Consider the following 1,524-nt stretch of genomic DNA (forward strand, 5'->3'; position numbering starts at 1 on the left):
CGCCGGTGAGCACCTCGACGGCGATGGTCACGCCGGTGAAGCCGGCCGAGGTGATCTGCTCGGAGTTGCTGCCGATGGCGGTGGAGATCTGCCGGCCGCCGACCTTCATGCCCTGGACGCCCTGGTCCCAGCCCTTGATGACGCGGCCCGCGCCGAGCGGGAAGCGGAAGGTCTGGCCGCGGTTCCAGGAGGCGTCGAACTCCTCGCCGGTGGAGAAGGTGACACCGACGTAGTGCACCTCGACGACAGCGCCGGCCTTGGCCTCGGCGCCGTCGCCCACCACGATGTCGCGGATCTGAAGCTCCGCCGGCGGCTCGCCGCCCGGGAAGTCGATCTCCGGCTTGGAAAGGCTCACAACAGACTCATCTCGTTCGGTGGTACGGGCATGACGGGGCGGCAGGCACCGCTGCGGTCCACCGTACGGCGCGCCGCTGCCCGTCCGGGCCATTCCCGGACCGCGCGACGTGTCGCGCGGTCCGGGAACGGCCCCGGTCGTCCGCCCCGGGACTAGTCCTGGGCGCCGACGCCGGCATCCAGGATGTCGATCACGAAGACCAGTGTCGAATTGGCGGGGATGTCGCCCTGTGCCTGGTCCTTGTAGGCGAGCGAGGCGGGGATCACCAGCTCGACCCGGCTGCCGACGGTCTGCCCGGTGATGCCCTTGTCCCAGCCCTCGATGACGCCGCCGCCACCGGTGACGAAGGTGAAGGCCTGGCCGCGCTTGAGCGAGGAGTCGAAGACCTTGCCGTCCTTGTACAGCGCGCCGGTGTACTGGACGAGGACCTTCTCGCCGGCCTCGATCTTGCGGCCCTTGCCCTGGATCAGGACGTGCGACTTGAGGTCCTTGACCTCGGGGGTGCCGGGCACCGGGGTGATGTCGGCGGGCTTCTTGCCGTTGTCCTTGACCTTCGGCATGTCGGCCGGCGGAGCCGTCATGTCGCCGCTGAGCACGGTGTCCGGGGCGGTGGCGTTCTTGATGTCGATCACGAACACCAGGGTGTCCTTGGCGCCGACGCCCATACCGCTGCTGCCCTGCGAGCCGAAGGCGGCGGCCGGCGGGGCGACCACGAGCAGCCGGCTGCCGGCCTTGTGGCCGGTGACGGCCTGGTCGAGGGCCGGGATCAGCTTGCCGGCGCCGGCCTGGAAGAGCTGCGGCTTGCCGCTCTTGTAGGAGCCTTCGATCTCCTTGCCGGTGCTCCAGTTCATGGCGGAGAAGTCGGCGGTCACCCAGGTGTTCTTGTCGACCTTGGCGCCGTCGCCGGACTTGAGCTCCTTGACGACGAAGGTGCCGTCGGAGGCTTCCTTGGGCAGGGCGATGGTCGCCTTGGTGCCGAACTCGCCGGTGACGGTCGGCAGCACCTTGGCGTTGTCCTTGATCGGCGGCACCGGGTCGGCGGAGGGCGTCGGCGATGCGGTGGCCGCCGCGTCCGGGGTGGAGGCCGCGGCGGACTTCCCGTCGTCCTTGTTCACCATGTAGAGCGTGATGCAGCTGCCGACCAGCAGGACGGCCAGCACGGTGCCGAG

Annotated in this window: 2 protein-coding genes; both read right to left on the reverse strand. The window is 69.8% G+C overall.

The genetic code is table 11. The features are described 5' to 3' along the window. Positions 1 to 355 (reverse strand): FKBP-type peptidyl-prolyl cis-trans isomerase (locus ABZ641_RS36870; protein ID WP_359988925.1); only part of this gene is annotated, 355 nt, incomplete at its 3' end. A gap of 152 nt (positions 356 to 507) precedes the next feature. Then, the coding region (locus ABZ641_RS36875) for an FKBP-type peptidyl-prolyl cis-trans isomerase (RefSeq protein WP_359988927.1) at positions 508 to 1,524 on the reverse strand (1,017 nt) is incomplete at its 5' end.

This window comes from Kitasatospora sp. NPDC007106 (genome assembly GCF_040634455.1).
Taxonomy (GTDB): Bacteria; Actinomycetota; Actinomycetes; order Streptomycetales; family Streptomycetaceae; genus Kitasatospora; species Kitasatospora arboriphila.